This is a genomic window from Moorena sp. SIO4E2 (assembly GCF_010671945.1).
In the GTDB taxonomy this organism is placed as follows: domain Bacteria; phylum Cyanobacteriota; class Cyanobacteriia; order Cyanobacteriales; family Coleofasciculaceae; genus Moorena; species Moorena producens.
In genome coordinates this window covers 1-16243 of record NZ_JAAHIE010000118.1, presented here as the reverse complement: position 1 = coordinate 16243, position 16243 = coordinate 1, and the positions used below count along the sequence as shown (strand labels likewise).

Below are 16243 nucleotides of genomic sequence, written 5' to 3'. Positions count from 1 at the left end.
CTCCTGAAGGGGTCGGGTTTTCACCGCCATCCAAACAGTCAGTTAGGTTTGAAGGTTTTTTAGTCCTTCTTTCCCCCAGCTCATACCCCTTATGTAATAAGGCTCTTAGCTGGAACGAGCCGCACTTCAATGAAGCTTTTACCTGAGAGTCTGACGTTTATGAACCGACTACAAAGGATTTATAGGTTAATTTTCCCAATCGTAGAGAGGTCGTGCCTCAGGGTTGCTCAGAATCTTTTCTCTCCTTTGCCGTACCGCTCAAGATGATGCGATTATATCACATTTTGGAGCTCCTAACCCCCACCTGAACGAGGTGAAAGAAGTTACCGTAAGACAGTTGAGCGATAGGCGCGACAGCCTGTGAGTCATAAGTTTAAGTTATATGAAATAAGGCGAGCCTGTCTAAGGTTTCGTCTCCGGGGAATGCGTCGCTCATTTTTTTTCAAATAAATATACTTAATTTATATGCTTATATGCTATCCAATGGTGTTTAAAGTCCTAACCTATAACCTTAGACATCTTAGCTTAATTTTCCAGTAACCGTCAAAATCCCACTCTTACCGCTAATCAGGTACTTCGCTCATGCTTAGCTGTCTCCAGCCATGGTAAGCTTCGACCAGTTGGCTTACAGAAGTCATTCCTTACCAACTCATTTTTGGGGATATTTTCAGTGTACAGTTAAGCCATTTCTTGAGCAAAGATAGATCAGTACCAGTGTATGGGCATCCTTTAACTCAATGACAGGTCATAATCTCAGATACATCAACAGGTTGTTAGGAGCACATTGTCTTTAAATGCAGGGAACTTTGAGTGAAATTGATATCCGTAGCATCCTGCAACTGATCGAGCTAGGTCAGCGAACCGGGGAACTCTTAGTCGAGGCATACAGCCCTCACCCTAGTAGCAAGGCTAGCAATAGTGGCAGCAATCGTTTTACCTCAGCTAGACTTTACCAGCAGCCAAAACTACCAAGTCCGCGTCCGTATTGGTTTGTATTCTTCCTGAATGGCCAGATTGCCTATGCTGCTGACAGCGATGGGAGCTTGACGCGCCTGCATGATTATCTACGCCGCTATAAAGCCAATGATGCTCTCGATAAATTGGAAAGTCTGTCGATTGCGGCTACCAATGCTCTAGAGTATGGTTACCTTTGGGCTTTGTTAGAAAAGCATGTGATCACACCAAACCAAGGGCGAAGCATCATTCAAAGCATGGTTAATGAAACCCTTTTTGATTTGCTGAGCCTTCACCATGGCTACTTTGTATTTGAAATTGGTCCGGCATTAGCACCGCAACTTACTACCTTAGAAATAGAACCATTGGTCAGAGAGATGATGAAGCAGGTGCAGGAGTGGAAGCAATTGTGCCCTCATATCCAATCTCCCCATCAGTGTCCAATGATTACTGCCCATGACCAGTTACAGGCTACACTGCCGGAAAAATCCTTTAGACTCATAAGCAGTTGGGTAGATGGCAAAACTTCTCTACGCCAGTTGTCCCGTTATCTCCATCGCGACCTAATCACCGTAGCTCGGGCTATTCATCCCTATGTACAACAGGGGTCAATCCAAATGGTGACCCCCAAAGAAGCAGATACGCCAGCCATTGAAGAGCAATGGGAGTTCAAGAAAGTTACACGATCTGTTGTCTGTGTTGATGATGATCTCGCAGTTGGAAAAGCTGTGGAATATACCCTAGAAGCCAAAGGTTATAAAGTCACAGCAATACAGAAGCCCCTAAAGGCTCTGAGTCAGGTTTTCCAACTCCAACCCGATCTCATCCTCTGTGACCTAGTAATGCCCGACCTAGATGGTTATGAGCTTTGTGGCATGTTACGCCAATCCACAGCATTTCGGCAAACCCCCATCATCATGCTCACAGGCAAAGATGGCTTTATTGATCGGGTCAGAGCGCGAATGGTAGGTGCAACTGACTACTTAACCAAGCCCTTCGGAGATCATGAGTTATTGATGCTTTTGGAGAAATACATTTGGTCGAGGTGATCTAGAACAATACCAAGGTAGTAATGCCCTGAGCAAAGAATTAGATCAAGGGGAGAATATTGCTCTGTCAGCCTTTGAGTTATTAATAGAGGCGTCTAACCTATCAGTTAATTAACCAACACTATCCTAATTAAACCCACTGGTCAAGCTAGGAGCTTCCACAAATTCAAGAAAAATATAGTCTTTCTTGCTATCACCACCGATAGATGAGGGATACTGTAATCATGATTTAATTTATAGACCCAAATCGGGCTGTGGTTTAATTTCACGACCTTTCCCGAGGGTCGAGCTAGGAGTTATGAGTAAAGTTTTAGTTGTAGAAGACAGCCTTGCTCAACGGCAGATGATCTCAGACCTCCTTAAAGGTAGTGGTTTGAAGGTGGATGTTGCCAGTGATGGTGTTGAGGCTTTAGAACATATTTTAGAGTCTTGTCCAGATGTAGTTGTCTTGGATATAGTGATGCCACGCATGAATGGCTATGAGGTCTGTCGGCGTCTTAAGGCTGACCCCAAAACTCAGAATGTGCCAGTGGTGATGTGTTCTTCAAAAGGTGAAGAATTTGACCGCTATTGGGGCATGAGGCAAGGTGCAGATGCATACATTGCGAAGCCTTTTCAGCCAACGGAGTTGATTGGAACAGTTAGACAGCTACTCAGAAGATAAATATATTGGTATTTGACGGGAATGGTTGCTAATTCGGACTTTGTAACTGACTCGGCTCTTGAACAAGCCCCAGAATTGCAGGAATTGGAAAGTCCTGAAGGCGAACTATACCTGCGATTTTATCTGCCATCTGGTGATGAATTTGCTCTGCCGGCTACTGGTATCAAAGAGGTAATTGACCCCTCCCCTGAACAAATTACTCCTATTCCTAATGCTTCCCCTTTATTGTTGGGGACCTTCAATCGACGTGGACGGGTAATTTGGGTCTCAGATCTGGGTCAGTTTCTGGGGGATAAAACGGTTTTAAATACAGACCGTATAGAAATCCCTGTTATTGCTATTGAAGATCAAGACACTATGCTGGGGTTGGCAGTTCAACAAATTGTCTGTACAGACTGGCTGGATGTGGAAAAGTTACATATGCCTACCAATGTTGCCGATAGTATGACTCCTTTCTTACGCGGTGAGTGGTTGCTAGACATTGAGTCTAATCAGGTTCTGCGACTACTTGATCATGTGGCGATTATACGCTCAGCAAGGTGGGCAGCCTAAAAATAATTATTAAAAATTGAACATTAAAAATTAGTTGGATTAATTATTATTAAATATTAATTTTTAATGCTTCGGGAGGAGGTAAATGGCATCCAGTATAAATTACCCCCAGCTGTATGGGGAAGCCGAAAAAGCCTATATGCAGGGCAAATACCAAGAAGCGGCAACACTCGTTGATCGTTTGATTGAGGATTTCCCCAATGAACCCAGTGCGCTGCTACTGCGGGGTCATATTTACTGCTATGGTCTACAGCAGTACGATTTGGCTCGGCAACAGTATGAATCAGTACTCAATCTGACCTCTGAGCCGGATTTTGTTAATTATGCCAATAACGGTCTAGAGTACGCCCAGCAATCCACAAATGGTCATCAAGATCCTGGGTTATCACCTGATGATGTCAATACATCACAGGTGAAACTAGATGAGACTGAGGAGTTGAGTGCAGAACCCACAGAAGGAAATTGGCAAGACTTCGCTGATTTTAATGATATCAGTGAATTTGACCCGGAAAGCTTAAGTTTTGATAACACAGGGGTTGATGATTTTGCTTCAGAATCCACCTCACCCTTTAAGGAGTCTTTTCAAGATTCCACTAGTGATAGTGATGAAGGAGCCATAGAGTTACAGTCTGCTGATAATCTAGACCCTTTTAGTATGGTCAGTGACTTAGAAGAAGACAGTGAGGATTTAGAGAGTTGGGAAATTGGCTCTGATTTAGAACTCGATGTTAATGCTGTCAGTAGTCAGACTTGTTACAATGGCACAGAAGGACACTTTCCTGAACTCTCTCAAGAGGAGGGTCTACAAACATTTATGGTGTCTCCTGAGGAGAATTTAGACGAAGAGCTCTCTTATGGTTCAGAACAGTTAACTAGTGAATCTAGCACAGTTGAGTTTAACGTCCTGGCTGAAGAAGAATTAGAGTCTCTGGCAGATTACGAGTTTAGTGATCTCGAGGAGCAATCAAAGAATTCCTTTGTTGAAGCCGCAACCCTGTTAATGAATTCACCAGAGCTTGAGGGGAATTTTTCCCCGACTCCAAGTTCTGATCCTACCCCGACTACCGAAGAAAATTATTCCAGGACCGAGCAGTCTTTGGAAACAGAGAAACCAACTTCTGGGGATACTCAAGCCTATGCTGACAATCAAGAGGACTTAGAATATCTCAATCAGGCTCCTGACTCTACTGAACCCTATTTATCGGGAAACTATGGCTCGGATGAGCAACTTTTGGACTCAGCTTATGAACACAATGGGTTAAACTCTCCAAGCCCAGACCAAATTAATTTGGAATCCTTTGATGATGATTCTTGGACAATGGATGATGTAACGGAATCAGAAGAGGAAATCTTGTCAGGAATTGAAGCACATCAAGGGGTAAAAGAGGGTTTTTTAGATGAGTTTGACCTATTTGATGATGATTTAGATTCAATCCCTGATTTCTCTGTTGATGATCAGCAACCACTGTCCAATGAGAGTGATGACAATAGTGATTTTGATGTATTAAGCACTACTGGCTCAACACTGGGAAGTACTGGGTCAATGGAGATGAACACCAGTGGTGTTAGTGCTGTACCCAGTCATGATTATCCGTCAGCCACTGGGAATGAGGAGCTATTTAGCCTTAGTAGTGCCACCGAGCCAATCCCTATTTATAATCCCACTAAAGACATTGACAAAGAGCTGGTTGTTAGTATTGACCAAGGTCGACTAGCTCCCATAGAAAACGCTCCTGTCAACCAGAAGAATTGGATGACTGCCTTGATTACTGGCGCGGTCTCAATGGTGGTGGTAGCGGGGGTGAGTGCTGGAGCACAATACATGGTTAGAGATAATCCATCCTTCAAAAACCACGTGCGAAATACTAGTATTATGATGACCCTAGCCGCTGGTGTTGCCAGTTTTGGTACTACTCTGGCTGTGGGAAATATTACAGCTAGGCAGATTAGACGTAGTACCGAAAACCTGAAAACCCAGTTTGAAGGAGTCTCTCAGGGTAATCTCAATGCCCATGCTACGATCTATTCCCAGGACGAATTGGGTCAGTTAGCCCATAGTTTCAACCAAATGGCTAGAGTCATCTTGACAACGATGACGGAAGCACAACGAAAGGCAGAAGAGCAAGAACAGGCAAAAGAAGACCTCCAACGCCAGGTAATTCGATTGCTTGATGATGTGGAAGGGGCAGCACGGGGGGATTTAACGGTACAAGCAGAGGTAACTGCGGATGTGTTGGGGGCAGTTGCTGATTCCTTCAACCTGACCATTCAAAACCTACGGGAAATTGTACAACAAGTCAAGCAGGCAGTCCGTCAGGTGACCAAATGTTCCACCGATAGTGAGTCCTTTGCCCGTAGCTTGTCTTCTGATGCTTTACGGCAAGCTGAGGAACTGGCGGTGACCCTGAACTCTGTACAGGTGATGACCGATGCTATTCAGCGGGTGGCAGAGAGTGCAAGAGAAGCTGAGGAAGTTGCCCGCTCAGCCTCGGCTACTGCTCTCAAAGGTGGTGAGGCTGTGGAGCGCACTGTGGCAGGAATTTTGCAAATTCGTGAGACTGTAGCAGAAACGACTCGTAAAGTCAAGCGTTTGGCAGAATCTTCCCAGGAAATTTCTAAAATTGTTACATCGATTTCTACCATTGCCTCCCGAACGAATTTGTTAGCACTCAATGCTAGTATTGAGGCGGCAAGAGCTGGAGAAGCTGGTCGAGGCTTTGCTGTTGTTGCGGATGAGGTACGACAGCTCGCTGATAAGTCAGCCAAGGCACTCAAGGATATTGAACATATTGTCTTGCAAATCCAGAGTGAAACCGGTTCAGTTATGACAGCTATGGAAGAAGGCACCCAACAGGTGATTGAAGGTACTAAACGAGCAGAACAAGCCAAGCGATCGCTAGAAGATATTGTGCAAGTGGCAAACCGGATCGATGCTTTAGTACGTGCCATCACTGCGGATACTATCGAGCAAACTGAAACATCCCGTGCTGTTGCCCAAGTGATGCAATCCGTTGAGTTAACTGCTCAAGAAACCTCCCAAGAAGCCCAAAGGGTTTCTGGAGCTTTGCAAAACTTGGTGGGTGTGGCGGGAGAGTTGCGGACATTTGTTGAGCGTTTCCGTGTGGAAGCGAATGATGGGAAATGATCGACTAATGGCTAAAACTACCAGCCTCGGGTTATGGAGTCAGCGTTTACTGGCGGCGATTTTCTTAGCTGGGCAAGTGATACTTCATCTACTGACTGGGAAGATTCACCGCCGCAATACTATCGAGCAAATGGTAACCGTTGGACCAGAGTCTCTGATAATTGCTTTGCTCACTGCTACTGTAATCGGTATGGTGTTTACCATTCAGGTAACACGAGAGTTCATTAATTTTGGTGCCACGAATGCCATTGGGGGAGTCTTGGCTCTAGCTTTGGCTAGGGAATTGGCTCCGGTGTTGACTGCTGTGGTTTTGGCAGGACGAGTTGGTTCGGCATTTGCTGCAGAAATTGGTACGATGCGCGTTTCAGAGCAAATTGATGCTTTGTATATGCTCAAGACTGACCCGATTGATTACTTAGTGATTCCTCGGGTTATTGCTTGTTGTCTGATGCTGCCAGTGTTGACCATTCTCGCAATTGTGACTGGTATGGTAGGAGGAGTGGTACTGGCTCAAAATCTTTATGGTATTCCCCAGTCTGTGTTTCTTGATTCCGCTCGTAACTTCCTAGGAATTTGGGACTTGTTCTCTGCTGCTATTAAATCTTTAGTGTTTGGGCTGTTGATTGCTGTGATTGGTTGTAGCTGGGGGTTAACCACTACAGGAGGGGCTAAGGGTGTGGGTCAATCTACCACCACTGCTGTGGTTACTGCTTTGCTAGCAATTTTTATTAGCAACTTTTTATTATCATGGTTGATGTTCCAAGGGATGGGTAGTGCGGTGATCAGCTGAATAGCTTGTTGATCGTTCATTGTTAATTGCCCAAAAGCAATCCGTTAACAGACACTCACAAACCAGTAATCTTCCCTCAAGGTCTGTAGCTGTTCAAAATTCCCTAAAACCTGACCTGATCAGGATTAATCGACAGATCAGTTAATTTAGAATAGATCAATCGCACTTTGTGTAGCGGTCGATTCCTTTTCCTTTCGGAAACTTCCAAGAGCTCCACTTAACCCTATTGTCCACACTGTTCAGTTTTACAACTTCACTAATGTCCCAGTCGTATTTTGATACCGAAAGCAAAACTCACAAGTCGTTTGAATTACCTGGTGCTAGACCCCAATACAATCCTGACCGCCCAGGACAAGTGGAGCATATTTTCCTGGATTTAACTCTGGATATCCCCCTCCAAAGGGTTAGCGGTACCTGCACCATCACCCTCAAACCAATACGCAATGGCATTAAACAGCTAGTACTTGATGCGGTCAACTTGACTATCGCCTCAGTGCAGGTTGACCAAATCCCCCAGCCCTTTGACTATGACGGGGAACAACTACAGATCCACCTACTTAACCCCGCTGTTGTTGGAAAAGCGATTAAGATTGCGATCGCATACAGTGTAGACAACCCCCAGCGGGGTATTTACTTCATTCATCCAAACCAGCACTACCCCAACAAACCTACCCAAGTTTGGACCCAAGGAGAAGATGAAGACTCTCGCTTCTGGTTCCCTTGTTTCGATTATCCTGGTCAACTTGCTACCTCCGAAATCCGCGTTAGATTGCCAAAACCCCTGATTGCTATCTCCAACGGGGAACTAATTGCTACAGAAGAAGACGGCAATGAAACGATATACCACTGGCGGCAGCAAGAAGTTCATCCCACTTACCTGATGACTCTAGCCGTAGGGGACTTTGCGGAAATTCGGGATGAATGGCAGGGCAAACCAGTAAACTACTACGTGGAGAAGGGGCGAGAGGAGGATGCTCGCCGCAGCATGGGCAAAACTCCTGGAATGATAGAGTTCTTGAGTGAAACCTTTGCCTATCCCTACCCCTATCCGAAATACGCCCAAGTCTGTGTAGATGACTTCATCTTTGGTGGTATGGAAAACACCTCCACCACTCTGTTAACAGACCGTTGCTTGGTCGATGAACGAGCAGCTATCGATAACCAACGGACTGAAAGCCTTGTGGTTCACGAACTTGCTCATCAGTGGTTTGGGGACTTAGTGGTGATTAAACACTGGTCCCATGCCTGGATTAAGGAAGGCATGGCATCCTACACAGAAGTGTTTTGGACCGAAAATGAGTATGGTAAAGATGATGCTGCCTACTACCTACTCAATGAAGCACGCAGTTATATATCAGAAGATAGTTCCCGTTACCGCCGCCCCATGGTTACCCATGTCTATCGAGAAGCTATTGAACTCTACGATAGGCACCTTTATGAAAAAGGTGCTTGCGTCTATCATATGATTCGGGCAGAGTTAGGGGAAGACTTGTTCTGGAAAGCAATCCAAACCTTTGTTCAAGATAATGCTCACAAAACCGTAGAAACCATTGACCTGCTAAGGGCGATTGAAAAAGCTACCGGTCGTAATCTGTTATTCCTATTTGACCAGTACGTCTTCCGGGGGGGTCATCCTGATTACAAAGTTGCCTATTCCTGGGATGGGGATAGCCAGTTGGCTAAACTGACAGTAACCCAAACTCAGGCAAAAGATAGTAAAACGGGTAGCGATAGTGAGCTATTTGACCTGAAAATCCCGATTGCCTTTGGTTACACCCAGCTCGAAGACGATTCTCCTGTGAAAACCTCTAATGAAACCTGTCTACAGAAATTTACGGTCAGGGTTCATGAACGGGAACAAAGTTTCTATTTCCCACTGGCGAAAAAACCTAACTTAATTAGCTTCGACCACGGGAATAATTACCTGAAAACCGTTTCCCTAGAATACCCAATAGCCGAACTCAAAGCCCAGCTGAAATTTGACCCAGACCCCATCTCCCGTATCTATGCAGGGAAAGCCTTGGCGAAAAAGGGAGGATTAGAAGCAGTACAAGCATTGTCTGATGCCCTTACTAGTGACTCATTCTGGGGTGTTCGTTTAGAAATAGCCAAACAATTAGCTAAGGTAAAACTAGATCAAGCTGAAGCCGCCTTAATTGCTGGCTTGTCCGCTCAAAATCCCCGTGTGCGTCGTGCCGTTGTCCAAGCCTTGGGTGACGTGAAGACTCCAGAAAGCTACAATGCTCTCAAGCAATTACTAGAAAAAGGGGATGCCAGCTACTACGTAGAAGCTTCAGCAGCCAGGTCACTTGGGGGAATGGTTTCGGCAAGCCTTAAGGATAGAGAAGATGAAGTAATCCAATTGCTCACAAAAGTACTTCAAGAACGGAGTGGTTGGAATGAAGTAGTACGTAGCGGTGCCATTGGTGGCTTAAGTCAAATTAAATCTTCACCTATTGCCTTAGACGTAATTTTAGAATATACCACTCCTGGCATACCTCAACCCCTTCGTATAACAGCGATTCGAGCTTTAGGAGAGATTTCTACAGGTCAGACTCCCAATAAAATAGAGTCGATCCTGGAGCAATTAGAAGAACTGTCCCGTGAAACCTTCTATTTGACTCAAGTGACCATAGTTGGTGCCCTAGGAAAAATGGAAACTCCGAAAGCCATGGATATTTTGCGATCGCTTTTAGAGCATACTCCTGATGGGCGAATTCGTCGCATTGCAGAAGAAGCCATTCAGAAAGTCCAGAAAACCATTGGCTCTGACAAAGCCATTAAACAGCTACGGGACGAACTTGACAAACTTAAAAAAGATAATCAGGAACTCAAAAGCCGCCTGGAAAACTTGGAAGCCAAATCTAATCAAGCATGAAGTCTTTCTTTTACAGCTTCTAATTAAATTTCGTAAGCATTCAGCTCTCAGCTCTCAGCTCTCAGCTCTCAGCTCTCAGCTCTCAGCTCTCAGCTCTCAGCCAAAGGCCAAGGCTGACGGCTGACCGCTGACCGCTGAATGCTTACAATTTCTACTTAAATTTCTACAGTAAACACTGACCCTGATGGTTGATTATTTTCTACAAATATTCTACCACCATGGGCTTCAACTGCCATTTTACAGAACGTTAATCCCAGACCAGTTTGATAAATTCCAGTCATTAAATTTCCCACATCGTACTTATCAAAAATACGTTTTCGCAATTCTTCATTAATCCCAGGTCCAGAATCAGCAATGCGAATTATAGCTTGGGGTTCGGGATATACTGGATAATCTACTTGCAGTATAATTTTACTTTGTGAAGGAGAAAATTTGATGGCATTTGAGAGCAAGTTATCTAAGACACGCCGGATTAAATTAGCATCAATTAAAAGAGTATTACTGGATTCTGGTATATCGCTAACTAGCTGAATGTTTTTCTCGTGAGCAATGGCTTGGAAATCTAAGACTACCTCTTGTTCGAGTGCATTGAAATCCACCAAGTCTCGATGAAGGGTAAGTTTTCCCGATTGTAACTTCGCCATCATCAATAAGTTATCCGTCATTGAGCGCAGCTGGAGAGCTGATTTCAAGATTTGTTCAGTCTTTCTTTGCTGTTTTTCTTTGAGTTCAGTTTGCTGCAAAATCTCACAAGATATGATAATATTAGCCAAAGGATGTCTCAAATCATGCACGATCATATGAGACATATCTTCCCTCAGCTGTAGAGTAGCAGCTAGTTCATCATGTTGTTTTTTAATCCGCAACATCGAACGCACTCTAGATCGCAGTTCGATTCCACTAACAGGTTTACCTAGGAAATCATCGGCTCCTGCATCCAGGCATCGGGCAAGATCTTCCTTAGAATTGAGAGCCGTTACGATAATAATCGGGATATGGTGCCACTTTGGGTGAGACTTAATCCGATGGCAAACCTCTATACCATCAAGTTCTGGCATCATTACGTCCAATAAGATTACGTCCGGTTGAATTTTTTCTAGACCGTTTAATGCCTCTTGACCACAAGAGGCATAGCTCAAGTTGTAACCTTCCTTGAATAGCAGAGCCTCAATGACATCAAACCCACAGGGTTCATCATCAACTACTAGTATAGAGTTTTGACTATCCATCAATAACACCCTTTATGCGCTTGAATAGTTCACCATATTAAATATAGATATCTGGGATTTATTTTGGCTAATATAAATTATTATACCATTAATTTATATACGATTGATTAGTATGTTTAAACCTACTTGGGACTGATAAATAATGACTAATCACGCTAATCACGAATAACTAATTACTAACTAATTGCAAATCCTTAACCTCTACATGAACATACTGTTGAATAGTACTGACCAAGTTTTTCAGACTCACTGGTTTAGAGATGTATTCGTCCGCGCCAGCTCCTAGACATTTCTCCTTATCCCCTGGCATCGCCAGTGCTGTTACGGCAATAATCGGAATTTCTCTAGTCTTCTGATTGTCTCGAATTCGCTTAATCGCTTCAATACCGTCCATATCTGGCATCTGAATATCCATCATAATCAGCTGTGGGTGGTACTCTTTAGCCTGGCTAATCGCTTCCCAGCCATTCTTGGCTAATATCAACCGATAGCCTTTGCTGAGCAAGTAATCCCAAATCGTCTTAATGTTAGTTTCATTATCCTCTGCAATTAAGATTAACGGTGACTCTGGAGCTGTTTGAGGCATAACCACCAGAGCAGTTTCAGCATGGTTGACTGACTCTGGTGTTTCTAAACGACCCAAAATTTTGCTAATTGTTGAGCGCAACAGTTGGCGGGAGACTGGTTTAACCAGATATTCAGAAGCACCCATCTCCAACGCTTGCGATCGCTCATCCACTACAGAAAGAATCATCACTGGGATGTGTTGGGTTTGGGGATGAGCTTTTAGCTGAGCCAAAACCTTCCAGCCAGACACCTTCGGCAATTGCAAATCTAGAATAATCACCCCTGGGTTGACCTGTATAACCTGCTCGAGTGCTCCTTCTCCTTCAGGGTAAGTCAAGGTTTGTAGCCCTATTTCCCTGATATAGCGAGAAATGACTTCAGCTGCAGTAATAGAGTCTTCGATGATCAGCACTTGGGGATTGGAGATGGCGGATTGAGTAAATTGGCTTAGGTCTCCCAAATCACTCTGGTATTCTCCGTTTGGCTCACCGCTTTGTTTAATCGGCAGAGTTACTCTGAAGCAACTACCTTGACCCACTTCACTCTCGACATCTACCCTACCCCCGTGAATTTCTATGGTTCGTTGCACCAAAGCCAAACCCAAACCTGTACCGGCGTAGCGACGGGACAGACGGCTGTCAATTTGGACGAAGGATTGGAATAGCTTAGGCATATTTTCTTTAGCAATGCCAATACCAGTATCCATGACACTAAAACAAATAGTATTTCTTAATAAGTCTTCCTCAGCTTTTAAAATAACGCTTCCTCCGGTTGGGGTAAACTTCACAGCATTGCTGAGCAAATTGATCAGGACTTGTCGGATACGTCGCTCATCCACTTCTATTTCCCATAGTTTCTCAGTTACCTGAGAAGTCAGCTTAATATTTTTGTGATGGGCTTGGTTTCTAACAAACATTAAGCTGGAATTGCAGAGTTTTTGGAGGGAAACAGCACAGATGTGGAGTTCCATCTTTCCAGATTCAATTTTGGCAAGGTCAAGCAGATCATTGATTAGTTCTAGCAAATGTTGACCACTGCCCTGAATTGTACTGAGAGACTTACGCTGCCTATCTGTAATCGAACCATACACTTCCTCTTGCAAAGCTTCTGATAAACCAAGAATAGCGTTGAGGGGAGTACGTAATTCATGACTCATGCTAGCAAGAAACTCATCTTTGAGACGAGTAGCCCGTTCTAACTGGGCATTAGCCATAGCCAGTCTTTGATGATTTTGCTGCATCTGCTCTTCAGCCTGTTTGCGCTGTGTAATATCTCGACAGACACGGATTAAACCACCATCCTCAAGTAACGTTAGAGAAAATTCCTCAGCAAATGTGCTACCATCCTTGCGCACAGCCGTGGCTTCTCCACTCCATTTTCCTGTTTTAAACAATTGGGGAAAAACTGACTTCTCAATACGCTCAATTTCTTCTGGTGGATAAATTATATGCCATTGCCGACCCACCAGTTCATTCGGTTGAGTGTAGCCAAACAATTCCAGGTGAGTCTGATTGAGGTAAAAGTATTCACCTGCTGGATTAACTAATGCTATGCCATCAGTAGCTGCTTCTAGAGCTGTTAACTGACTTTTGAGAGCTTCTTCTGCTTTTTTACGCTCTGAAATATCGGTGTGAGAACCTGCTATGCGATAAGGCTTACCTGTTTTATCCCACAGCGCCGCTCCACGAGTCAGCAGCCAACGGTAGGAGCCATCTTTGTGTAAAGCACGGAACTCTTCTTGATACTGAAAAAAATTGCCCTCTAGGTAATTATTAAAACTGAGTAAGGTTTGCTCTAAGTCGTCTGGGTGAATAATCTGTGTCCAGGATTCAAACGTATTGGTAATTTCATCATCTTTATACCCCAACATACTCTTCCAACGAGGGAATAAATACATTTCACCGGTTTGGAGATTGCAATCCCAAATCCCGTCGTTTACTCCTTCTACAGCTAAAGCAAATCGCTCTTTACTATCCTGAAGTTCCTGCTGAGCCTGTTTTCGTTGTTCTTCTACACCAATAGCGCTGGCAATCAGGTTAAGCAGTTGTTTGTCTTCTGTACTTGGTTCTACCTGCTGCTGATACAAAACACAAAGGGAACCCATTACCTTTTTGTTCCATTTGACCGCAATACCGATGTAAGTACACAGATTATAAGCCGTAATGTTGGGATCAGTTTGAGCATAAGCTGTATTCTGGAGATCCTGCTTGACCACTGACTCATCAGTTCCTTGTCGGATCACGTCGTAGCAAATACGTCCTTTTGCGCTATCCATAGTCGGGTAATCTGGCGGGACTTGCCACTGTCCTAATGTCACCAGTTGATTGTATTCCAGGCAATTATAGAGAGCGAAACTAGCATTGAGTAATTGCCCACAAACGGCTACCAGATGATTAATATTTTTGTCGGGATTGCTACCAAAGTCAAGAAAGCATTCATTAAGTTTCGCCAGTCGGTCTTCAAGTTGCTTCCGATGAGTCAAGTCTCGAATAACCCCCACAATATAGGGATTATTTTTGGAATCGAAGAAACGAGTTTTCTTGGTAGAAATGAAATGAAGGATACCGTTAGCATCAGTAAAGTATTCTTCATTTTCATTAACGACACCATTCTTCATGACGAGTTGATCGGTTTTTCGGAAAACCTCAGCTTCTTCTGATACGAAAAATTCCGAATCTGAATGACCTAATAGTTGCTCTCTAGAATATCCGATAAACTCACAAAAGCTATCATTAAAAAATTTCCATTTATAATGTTTATCTTTTACAAAAATTGGATCGGATACTGCATTAATTATGTTCGTGATAAAGTCTTTGGTTGCTGCCAGTTCTGTGTTAGCTACTTCTAGTTCCAAGGCATGATTACTCAACTCTTGATTGAGCTGAGTAACTTGGGCTTCTACTTGCTTTCTCTGGGTGATATCTCGGAAATACCAGATTCTAGTATAGTAATCACTAGCTTCAGACACCACAGAGCCAGAGTAACGGTCAAAAATCCGACCATCATTCAAGTAAATTTCATCACGACTTACTTCGCTGGGATGTTCACACAGATACTTCAGCCTGTGGATAAATTCTTTAGGTTTATTTAGCTTAGATAGCACACTTTTCAAAAGTTTTTGGTCGTCACCAGAAGAGTTGAGAATCTCCTCTGGGATATTCCACATCTGACCAAAACGCCGATTATGCCATATAATTTTTTGGTTTTCATCAATAACTAATATACCATCAATTGATGCCTCTTGTTGGGCTTTTAACAGAAAGTTAGTTCGTTTCAGTAAATTTTCTCCCTGTTTACGCTCGGTAATATCGCGAGCAATAACACAGTTATATTCTTGATAATTAAACTTTAAATAATTAAGCCCAATTTCTACAGGAAATTCCCGCCCGTATTTAGTGCGATACACTGAATCTTGCTTAAAATAACCTCGCTGTTTCAGGTTTGCCCAAAACCGCGACCAGTTATCTTTTGACAGTAAGGGATCGATATCAGAAACGTGCAACTTCAGTAGTTCTTCACGGCAGTAGCCAAGGAAATTACAAGCAGCTTCATTGACATAACAAAATCGGCCATCCTGTTTTGATAAAAAAACTGCATCCCCTACCCGATCCAGAGAAAACTCGATCAGCTTTAGTGTTTCCACAGTCAGGAGACGTTCTGCAATCTCTTGCTGCAATTGAGTGTTTAGTCGTGATTGCTCAGCTGCATAACGTTCCCTTTGCTTGAAAGCAGCCAACAGACTGTCAGCCATACGATTGAAATTGATACTAAGTTTCCCTACTTCATCTTTCGTCCATACCTTGACTCGTGCTTCCAAATTGCCAGCAGCAAATTCTTGGGTAGTTTTTTGTAGCTGTTTGACCGGTTTAGCAATTGATCTTCCAAGCAAGATAGCCAAAAATATATCTGCGATTAAGGCTATAGCAAGGACGCTCAGCTCAAGTTCTAAATTATCTCTAAGGAATTGATTGAAGGAGGATTCAGTAGTTCCTCTGACTAACACTACTGTGGCTTCACTATCAAAATTAGTTAGAGCTTTAGCGACTATAGTGTAAGATTGTTTACCCAAGGTTTGCCGTGTGTAAACTACCTCTGATGTTTGGGCAACTGCTTTCTCCAACAGGGACCCGTCTACTAAATCTAAACTATATTCCCCTTGATCTAAATCTTTAACATCACTGTTATCCAAAGTAGCAGTGGCTAAGTTAAATTCCCCCGAACTCTGGCGATAATAGATTGCACTATAGCCTTTGTCAACCCCCTGCAGGGTGTTGTTAACTATGGGCAATTTGCCATTGACCAAATCACCAGACACCAAGACAGCTACTATATTTCCAGTCTCTGGGTTCTTGACTGGAGTGAGTGTGTAACGAATTAGGGCGTCTTGTTCAACAAAACCATTCGGTAACTGAGGA

General features: G+C 43.6%; 8 protein-coding genes. 6 read left to right on the top strand and 2 right to left on the bottom strand.

The features are described 5' to 3' along the window. The first annotated feature begins 794 nt into the window (after positions 1 to 794). From F6K37_RS14825 to F6K37_RS14800, 6 genes are all read left to right on the top strand, one after another. Complete coding sequence (locus F6K37_RS14825; RefSeq protein ID WP_008180687.1) at positions 795 to 2003, top strand: response regulator; 1209 nt, start codon at positions 795 to 797, stop codon at positions 2001 to 2003. A 298-nt stretch (positions 2004 to 2301) separates the two neighbouring features. Continuing rightward, positions 2302 to 2667, top strand: a complete 366-nt coding sequence (locus F6K37_RS14820) for a response regulator transcription factor (RefSeq protein WP_008180685.1) — start codon at positions 2302 to 2304, stop codon at positions 2665 to 2667. A gap of 21 nt (positions 2668 to 2688) precedes the next feature. Then, positions 2689 to 3219, top strand: a complete 531-nt coding sequence (locus F6K37_RS14815; protein ID WP_008180683.1) for a chemotaxis protein CheW — start codon at positions 2689 to 2691, stop codon at positions 3217 to 3219. 85 nt (positions 3220 to 3304) lie between these two features. Next, complete coding sequence (locus F6K37_RS14810; RefSeq protein WP_008180681.1) at positions 3305 to 6364, top strand: methyl-accepting chemotaxis protein; 3060 nt, start codon at positions 3305 to 3307, stop codon at positions 6362 to 6364. Between the two features lie 7 nt (positions 6365 to 6371). Further along, on the top strand, positions 6372 to 7154 hold the full coding sequence (locus F6K37_RS14805; RefSeq protein ID WP_044492430.1) for an MlaE family lipid ABC transporter permease subunit: 783 nt from the start codon (positions 6372 to 6374) through the stop codon (positions 7152 to 7154). Between the two features lie 259 nt (positions 7155 to 7413). Next, on the top strand, positions 7414 to 10032 hold the full coding sequence (locus F6K37_RS14800; RefSeq protein WP_008180678.1) for a M1 family metallopeptidase: 2619 nt from the start codon (positions 7414 to 7416) through the stop codon (positions 10030 to 10032). 155 nt (positions 10033 to 10187) lie between these two features. Here the strand turns inward: F6K37_RS14800 and F6K37_RS14795 are convergent, their stop codons facing one another. Next, positions 10188 to 11261 carry an ATP-binding response regulator gene (locus F6K37_RS14795; RefSeq protein WP_008180677.1) on the bottom strand — a complete coding sequence of 358 codons (1074 nt, stop codon included), beginning with the start codon at positions 11259 to 11261 and terminating at the stop codon, positions 10188 to 10190. 169 nt (positions 11262 to 11430) lie between these two features. Then, positions 11431 to 16243 (bottom strand): PAS domain S-box protein (locus F6K37_RS14790; RefSeq protein WP_287250965.1); only part of this gene is annotated, 4813 nt, incomplete at its 5' end.

Bases quoted from the DNA above. Each gene is read 5' to 3' on its own strand.
- F6K37_RS14825 (WP_008180687.1), top strand. From the start codon at position 795: ATGCAGGGAACTTTGAGTGAAATTGATATCCGTAGCATCCTGCAACTG.
- F6K37_RS14820 (WP_008180685.1), top strand. From the start codon at position 2,302: ATGAGTAAAGTTTTAGTTGTAGAAGACAGCCTTGCTCAACGGCAGATG.
- F6K37_RS14815 (WP_008180683.1), top strand. From the start codon at position 2,689: ATGGTTGCTAATTCGGACTTTGTAACTGACTCGGCTCTTGAACAAGCC.
- F6K37_RS14810 (WP_008180681.1), top strand. From the start codon at position 3,305: ATGGCATCCAGTATAAATTACCCCCAGCTGTATGGGGAAGCCGAAAAA.
- F6K37_RS14805 (WP_044492430.1), top strand. From the start codon at position 6,372: ATGGCTAAAACTACCAGCCTCGGGTTATGGAGTCAGCGTTTACTGGCG.
- F6K37_RS14800 (WP_008180678.1), top strand. From the start codon at position 7,414: ATGTCCCAGTCGTATTTTGATACCGAAAGCAAAACTCACAAGTCGTTT.
- F6K37_RS14795 (WP_008180677.1), bottom strand. From the start codon at position 11,261: ATGGATAGTCAAAACTCTATACTAGTAGTTGATGATGAACCCTGTGGG.